Raw genomic sequence first — 6,555 nt, 5'->3', positions numbered from 1 at the left:
CGCTGGGTGTTCTGGTACAACGTCCCGTTCGGCCTGCTGTGCCTGGCCTGGGGCGCGGCCGTACTACGACCGGCCGAACCCGCCCGCGGCGAGCGGGGCGTCGACGTGCCGGGCAACGTCCTCATCCTGACCGGTCTCGGCGGCCTGCTGTTCGGCCTGTCCCAGGCCGGCGACCTCGGCTGGACCAGCCCCCTCGTACTGAGCGGCATCGGCGCGTTCGCGGCCCTGCTGCCGCTCTTCATCACCGTCGTCCTGCTGATGGCCCTGTTCTTCCAAGCCGTCCAAGCAGACGACGCCGTCACCGCCGGACTCAAGGTCCTCGCCATGCCGGCGATCGCCGTCATCGCCTCCACCGGATCGGGCTTCCTGCAACGCGGCATCGACCCCCGCACCATCGCCGCACTCGCCTCCGCACTGACGACCCTCGGCCTGCTCGTCCTGCTGGTCGCGGTGTCGCCGCACACCGGCTACTGGCCGATCATGCTCGGCCTGATGCTCATGGGCGCCGGATCAGGCGCCTTCCTCCCCGCCAACGCCACAGCCCTGCTGCGCGCCCTGCCCTCCCACCGCCTCGGCATCGTCAACGCGATGCGACTCATGATCATGAACATCGGGATCGTCATCAGCACCGCCCTGGCCTTCCCCATCATCACCGCCCCCGTACCGGCACCCCTGCGCGACCACGTCTTCGCCGGCACACTGTCACAGATCTCCACGTCGGGCGTGGCCCAACTCGTCACCGGCTACCGGTACGCCCTCGCCCTGATGGCCACCCTCTCGGCCCTGGCCATGCTCTCCTGCTACGCCGCACGCCGCTCCGATAAGGCGACCCGCAGTGCAGCAGTCCCACAGTGTGAAACACCATGAAGCAAATGCCTGCTGTAAGCCCTATCAGCAGCGCATCGGCCGCCGCATGGAGCGTGGCGCCGTGGGATCAGGAAGGGCCTCGTTTGCCTGCAGGGGTGGATTGACCTGGTCACCGTGGGTAAGGCCCACGGCACGCGGGCCTCCGCAGGGCTGAACTTGCCGCCAGTGGCGGCTGATGGGGCCGCGCGACAGGACATGCAGGCATCCATGACAGGGAGTGACGATGACCAGTCTGCCGCCGCCGATCACCCCTTACCTCGAGCCCGCCGCCAAGGAGCTGACCGAGGCGACCGATCCGCACCCTCGGATCTATGAGGTCCCTCCGGAGAAGGGCCGGGAGATCCTCCTCGATCTGCAGAGCGATACCAGCGTGCCCCGTCCGGACGTCGACGAGGAGTGGGTCGAGGTCGACACCGGCCAGTGGGGCACGGTCCGCACCCGCATCATCCGCCCCAAGGGGGCGAGCGGGCCGCTGCCGGTGATGTTCTACATCCACGGCGCCGGCTGGGTCTTCGGCGACGAGAAGACCCACGACCGGCTCTTTCGCGAACTGGCCGTCGGCGCGGGCGCCGCGGGCGTCTTCCCCGTCTACGACCGGGCACCGGAGGCCAGGTATCCCACCCAGGTCGAGCAGAACTACGCCGTGGGCCAGTGGGTCATGCAGCACGGCGCCGAGCATGGCCTGGACACCACCCGCATCGCCGTCGCCGGCGAGTCGGTCGGCGGCTGCATGTCGGCGGTGTTCGCCCTGATGAACAAACAGCGCGGCGGAATCGACCTCAAAGCGCAGGTCCTGCTCTACCCGGTGACCAACGCCGACTTCGACACCCCGTCCTACCTGCAGTTCGCCGAGGGCTACTACCTGACCCGCGACGGCATGAAATGGTTCTGGGACGCCTACACCCCCGACCCGTCACGGCGCACCGAGGTGTACGCCTCCCCCCTGCAGGCCTCCCTGGACGAACTGAGGGGACTGCCCACCACCCTGCTCATCACCGACGAAGCCGACGTGCTACGCGACGAAGGCGAGCAGTACGCCAACAAACTGCGCGAAGCGGGCGTGGACGTCACCGCGGTCCGGGTCGCCGGCATGGTCCACGACTTCCTCCTCCTGGACAGCCTCCGCGACACCCACGCCACCAACATCGCCCGCAAACTCGCCATAGACGCCCTGAAGACCGCACTACACGGCAACTGAGCCGCCCACGCGCCCCGGACGCAGCAGCGGCTGCCACGCCGACCGCACGGCGGGGCAGCCCCCCGAGAGCGTCGACGCGCTGATCACCAGAATCGCCGGGCGGGACCAAGCCCGGCATGCCGATGACCGAACCTGCCAGGCCCGGCCCATGGATCCCAGGAGCGCGCCGATGTCGTCATCTCAGCAGGACATGGTCGAGGTCGAACTCGGCGACCACAAGGTCGCGGTTCCCAAGGGAGGCCTCTACGACCGGTACCGAATGAACACCGACCTCGACGAAGTCGACCGCGACCCCCGCGTCCCCAGCGTGGACTTCTTCCGGCGCATGCCCAAGACCAAGGTCGACTCCCCGATCGGCACCACGCTCACGCCGAACTTCTACTACGGCTCCTCCAGCGCCCGCATCACGTTGCTCGCCCGCTCCCGCGCGATCCGAACCCGTCTGCCCGCAGAGCTGTCACCACTCGAAGTCGCCCCAGGCCTCGGCCTGATCTCGATCATGTTCTTCCGCTACGACGTCTGCGACATCGACTTCTACACCGAGGCCGCCGTCGGCATCGCCGTGCGACCGGCCCGGCACGGCCGGCTCGGGCTCATCGACCTCCTCGCCGCCCTCAAGAACGACCAACTCGACTCCTACGTGCTGTCGCTGCCGGTCAATACCGACATCGCGCAGATACGCGGACACGATGCTTACGGTCTCCCCAAGTGGGTCACCGAACTCGACGTCGACATCGACACCGATCGAACCGCGGCACGCGTCGCCAACGACACCGGCGGAACCGACCTGGCGTTCTCGGCACCGACACCGACCCAGACCAGCTATCCCAGCGGCAGGCGCGTCTCCACCCTCATCTCCTACACCACCATCAACGGCGCATGGCACTCCACCGTGAGCCAGACCAACATGCTCGCCACCGGAACCACGCGCCTCCCGCGAGACATCACTCTCCGGATCGGCGAAGGCCGCATGGCCGACGACCTGCGATCACTCAAGCCCATCCAACCCGTCCAACTCGACGTCGTCACCGAAGGCCAGATCGCCCTGCACATGCCCATCCCCACCTCGGTCCCCAACCCGACCTGATGGACGAGGAGCCGGCGCGAGAACTTGAGCGGGCCCGCCGTCGGCGGCCTCTCACAGGGGGCGGCTTGCTGTGGCGGTGCCTAGCGAAGCAGGCAGCCACGCGCGGTAGCGCCGCAAGGCCCGTCGGCGCCGACGTTCTTCGGACAAGAGCGCGTACGCGGGGTGGATAGCGGGCCTGGGCGCGCTACCGCGGGCGAGGCGGCGCATCTGGTGGCGGACCTGCGCCATGCTCGCAGACGACGCGAGAGCCTTGTCGGACCAGGTGACCGGCCGCAGTTGCCGCTCGGCCTCGCGACCGTGCCGCCAGCGGTCGGGCAGGTCCGGGGTGACGGCCAGTGCGGTGCCCATGCCGATCAGCGCCACACCGCTGTCGAGAACCCTGAGAGCGGTGTCGCGGCGGGTGATGCCGCCGGTCAGCATCAACGGAAGCGGGCTGGTCTTGGCCAGGTCCGTCGCCAGATCCAGGAAATAGGCTTCCCGGGCCCGGGTGCGCGTGTCGGCGGGACGACCGGTCATCGCCGGGCTCTCATAGCTGCCACCGGACAGTTCGATCAGATCGATGCCGAGCGGTTCGAGCAGCGCGATGACCCGCCGTGCGTCGTCGGCGTCGAATCCGCCGCGCTGAAAGTCGGCGGAGTTGAGTTTCACCGCGACCGCGAAGGCCGGTGAGACGGCGGCGCGAACGGCACGGACGACCTCCAGCAGCATCCGGGCCCGGTTCTCCAGCGACCCACCCCAGGCGTCCGTGCGCCGGTTGACCAGGGGCGACAGGAACTGCGACAGGAGGTAGCCGTGCGCGGCGTGCACCTCCACACCGTCGAAGCCCGCCTGTTCGGCGCGTTGGGCCGTCACCGCGAACCGGGCCACGGTGGCCTCGATCTGCGCGGGGGTCATGGCGACGGGGCGCCCGAATCGGCTGCTGTGCCGCCCCAGGTCAACACCCACGTCCGACGGCCCCCACACGACACCGGGCATGTCGGCCTGGACCTGGCGACCGGGGTGGTTGATCTGCATCCACATCGCCACTCCCCCGGCCTTGCCGGCCTTGGCCCACTCGGCGAAGGGCTCCAATGGCGCCGCATCGTCGAGCACGACTCCCCCGGGACCGGTCAGCGCCGCGGCATGGACCATGACGTTGCCGGTGATCAGCAGTCCGGCGCCGCCGGCGGCCCACCTGCGGTACAGCGCCGTCAAGCGCCGGTCGGGAAGCTGACCGTCGCCGGCCAGGTTCTCCTCCATGGCCGCCTTCGCGATCCGGTTGCCCAGCACCTGTCCAGAGCGCAGGGACAGCGGTGAGAACAGCTCGCTGGCCATACGGGTTCCCCTCTCGATCTCCATCACCGACCATGTTTGCATTGCTCACATTAGAGGACGATGTGAGCAGTGCAGACATCGAAGGAAGTGTTCTGCATCACATCGACACCACGCGAGAGCGCCCAGCACACGACCGCCGACGTGACACCCCTCACGAATGTTGACACTGCGTACTTCTGTTCCTAATGTGTGCACTGCAAACATTCGGCTCCCGGTAACCGAGAGGCGGGCCGTTGCGCGGCCGGCCCTGCACGCGGCGCGACCACGGGCCCACCACGGGGCGAGTTTCAGCCGAGCACTCCCGGCAAAGACCTGCCGCAAACGCCCTGACCTGGGACGTCCACGGGAGCCCTCACTCAGCCATGTGAAGCGGAGCATCCATGAAGGCGATATCGATCAAGAAGCCCGGTGGCCCCGAGGTCCTGGAGTGGACGCAGGTGGACGACCCGACGCCCACTGTCGGCGAAGTCGTCGTCGATGTGGCGGCCAGCGCCCTCAACCGGGCTGACATCATGCAGCGGATGGGGCTCTACCCGGTGCCACCGGGCGCTTCGCCCTACCCGGGTCTGGAGGTTTCGGGCCGCATCAGCGCCCTCGGGCAGGGCGTGACCGGCTGGCAGGTCGGCGACGAGGTCTGCGCGCTGCTCACGGGCGGCGGTTACGCGGAAAAGGTCGCCGTCCCCGCGGGTCAGTTGCTCACGATTCCCAAGGGGACCGGACTCGTCGAGTCGGCGGCGCTGCCCGAGGCGACCGCCACGGTGTGGTCCAACATCGTGATGACCGCGAGGCTCGAGGAGGGCGAGACCTTCCTCATGCACGGCGGGGCGGGAGGCGTCGGGACCGTGGCGCTCCAGATCGCCAAGGCCCTGGGAGCCCGGGTGGTCACCACAGTGGGCGGTCCCGAGAAGGCCGAGCGGGCGAGGGAACTCGGCGCCGACCTGACACTCGACTACCGCACGGATGATTTCGCCGAGCACGGACCCTACGACGTCATCCTCGACGTCATCGGCGGCCGCTACCTCGAGCGCAACATTCGGTCGCTGGCCACCGATGGGCGCCTGGCCATCATCGGCATGCAGGACGGCCTGGAGGGCCCGCTCAACCTCGCTGAACTGGTCTTCAAGCGCGCATCGGTCCACGGCACCACCCTGCGCACGCGGCCCGCCGCGCAGAAGGCCGCGATCGTCGCCGAGGTGCAGCAGCACGTCTGGCCGATGATCGAGAACGGGGCCGTGCAGCTGATCATCGATCAGCGCCTGCCCATGGCCGAAGCCGCCGAGGCCCACCGGCTCATGGAGGCCGGCCGGCACGTCGGCAAGATCCTCCTGGTGAACGAGTAGAGGCCGAGCTCCGGGTCGCGGACTTCGGTGAGACTCCGTGGACACCCAGGTCGATCTCAGCAACCTGCCGGTCGATGCGAGCGCGCCGGTGATGGTGACCGGCGCCACCGGTTACGTCGCCGGCTGGATGGTGAAAGGCCTGGTCGACGTGGGAGTCACCGTCCATACCGCAGTCCGCGACCCGCGCAATGCCGGCAGGGCCATGCGGGGATGCCGCATCGTGATCCACACCGCTTCGCCCTTCGTCGGTCCGTCCGAGATCCCCAACGCGATCTTGTCGACCCGGCCGTGCGCGGAACCCACAACGTGCTCGGCACCGCGACCGAGGTCGGCGAAACCCAGCGGGTGGTGCTCACCAGCTCGGTAGCCGCGATGATCGGCGACGCCCAGGACATCGTCGACGTCCCGCGCCGGATCGTGCCCGAGGAGACCTGGAACACGACGTCCTCTCCGGCTCACGAGCCCTACAGCTACTCCAAGACCTTCGCCGAAATGGAGGCTGGCGGATCGCCCGGAGCCAGGATCACTGGCGCCTGGTCACCATCAACCCGGGTTTAGTGATCGGTCCCGCCTTGAACAGGAACCCGACCAGCGAGAGCTTCACCACCGCCGTCTGCCGCCCCTCCGCGACGCGTTTAGCGCGGCGCCGTAGTACAAGTTGTTCAGCCGCCTGACCTCGGCCGCCAACGCAACGATGTGCTCTTCAACGTCCACTCCTCGACTAAACAACATCCCACTGACACCACGCC

General features: G+C 68.5%; 6 protein-coding genes. 5 read left to right on the top strand and 1 reads right to left on the bottom strand.

From position 1 onward, the window contains the following. The 3 genes from AB0C78_RS19600 to AB0C78_RS19590 all read left to right on the top strand — a co-directional run. Positions 1 to 867, top strand: an 867-nt coding sequence (locus AB0C78_RS19600; RefSeq protein ID WP_360749700.1) for an MFS transporter, incomplete at its 5' end; no start/stop codon positions are given. A gap of 223 nt (positions 868 to 1,090) precedes the next feature. After that, positions 1,091 to 2,065, top strand: a complete 975-nt coding sequence (locus tag AB0C78_RS19595; RefSeq protein ID WP_360749697.1) for an alpha/beta hydrolase — start codon at positions 1,091 to 1,093, stop codon at positions 2,063 to 2,065. Between the two features lie 190 nt (positions 2,066 to 2,255). Then, complete coding sequence (locus AB0C78_RS19590) at positions 2,256 to 3,152, top strand: acetoacetate decarboxylase family protein (RefSeq protein ID WP_360749694.1); 897 nt, start codon at positions 2,256 to 2,258, stop codon at positions 3,150 to 3,152. Positions 3,153 to 3,203: 51 nt separating this feature from the next. Here AB0C78_RS19590 and AB0C78_RS19585 read toward each other — a convergent pair whose 3' ends face one another. After that, on the bottom strand, positions 3,204 to 4,490 hold the full coding sequence (locus tag AB0C78_RS19585; RefSeq protein ID WP_360749692.1) for an NADH:flavin oxidoreductase/NADH oxidase family protein: 1,287 nt from the start codon (positions 4,488 to 4,490) through the stop codon (positions 3,204 to 3,206). Positions 4,491 to 4,846: 356 nt separating this feature from the next. Between AB0C78_RS19585 and AB0C78_RS19580 the strand changes: the two genes are divergently transcribed. Next, positions 4,847 to 5,806, top strand: a complete 960-nt coding sequence (locus AB0C78_RS19580; protein WP_360749689.1) for an NAD(P)H-quinone oxidoreductase — start codon at positions 4,847 to 4,849, stop codon at positions 5,804 to 5,806. A 210-nt stretch (positions 5,807 to 6,016) separates the two neighbouring features. Continuing rightward, positions 6,017 to 6,364: an SDR family oxidoreductase gene (locus AB0C78_RS19575; RefSeq protein WP_360749686.1), complete on the top strand. Its 348-nt coding sequence runs from the start codon at positions 6,017 to 6,019 to the stop codon at positions 6,362 to 6,364. The last annotated feature ends 191 nt before the right edge of the window (positions 6,365 to 6,555 follow it).

Source organism: Actinomadura sp. NPDC048394 (genome assembly GCF_040651755.1).
Taxonomy (GTDB): Bacteria; Actinomycetota; Actinomycetes; order Streptosporangiales; family Streptosporangiaceae; genus Spirillospora; species Spirillospora montaniterrae.
This window is presented reverse-complemented; position numbering and strand designations above follow the sequence as displayed.

Bases quoted from the DNA above. Each gene is read 5' to 3' on its own strand.
- AB0C78_RS19580 (WP_360749689.1), top strand. From the start codon at position 4,847: ATGAAGGCGATATCGATCAAGAAGCCCGGTGGCCCCGAGGTCCTGGAG.
- AB0C78_RS19595 (WP_360749697.1), top strand. From the start codon at position 1,091: ATGACCAGTCTGCCGCCGCCGATCACCCCTTACCTCGAGCCCGCCGCC.
- AB0C78_RS19575 (WP_360749686.1), top strand. From the start codon at position 6,017: ATGCCGCATCGTGATCCACACCGCTTCGCCCTTCGTCGGTCCGTCCGA.
- AB0C78_RS19585 (WP_360749692.1), bottom strand. From the start codon at position 4,490: ATGGAGATCGAGAGGGGAACCCGTATGGCCAGCGAGCTGTTCTCACCG.
- AB0C78_RS19590 (WP_360749694.1), top strand. From the start codon at position 2,256: ATGGTCGAGGTCGAACTCGGCGACCACAAGGTCGCGGTTCCCAAGGGA.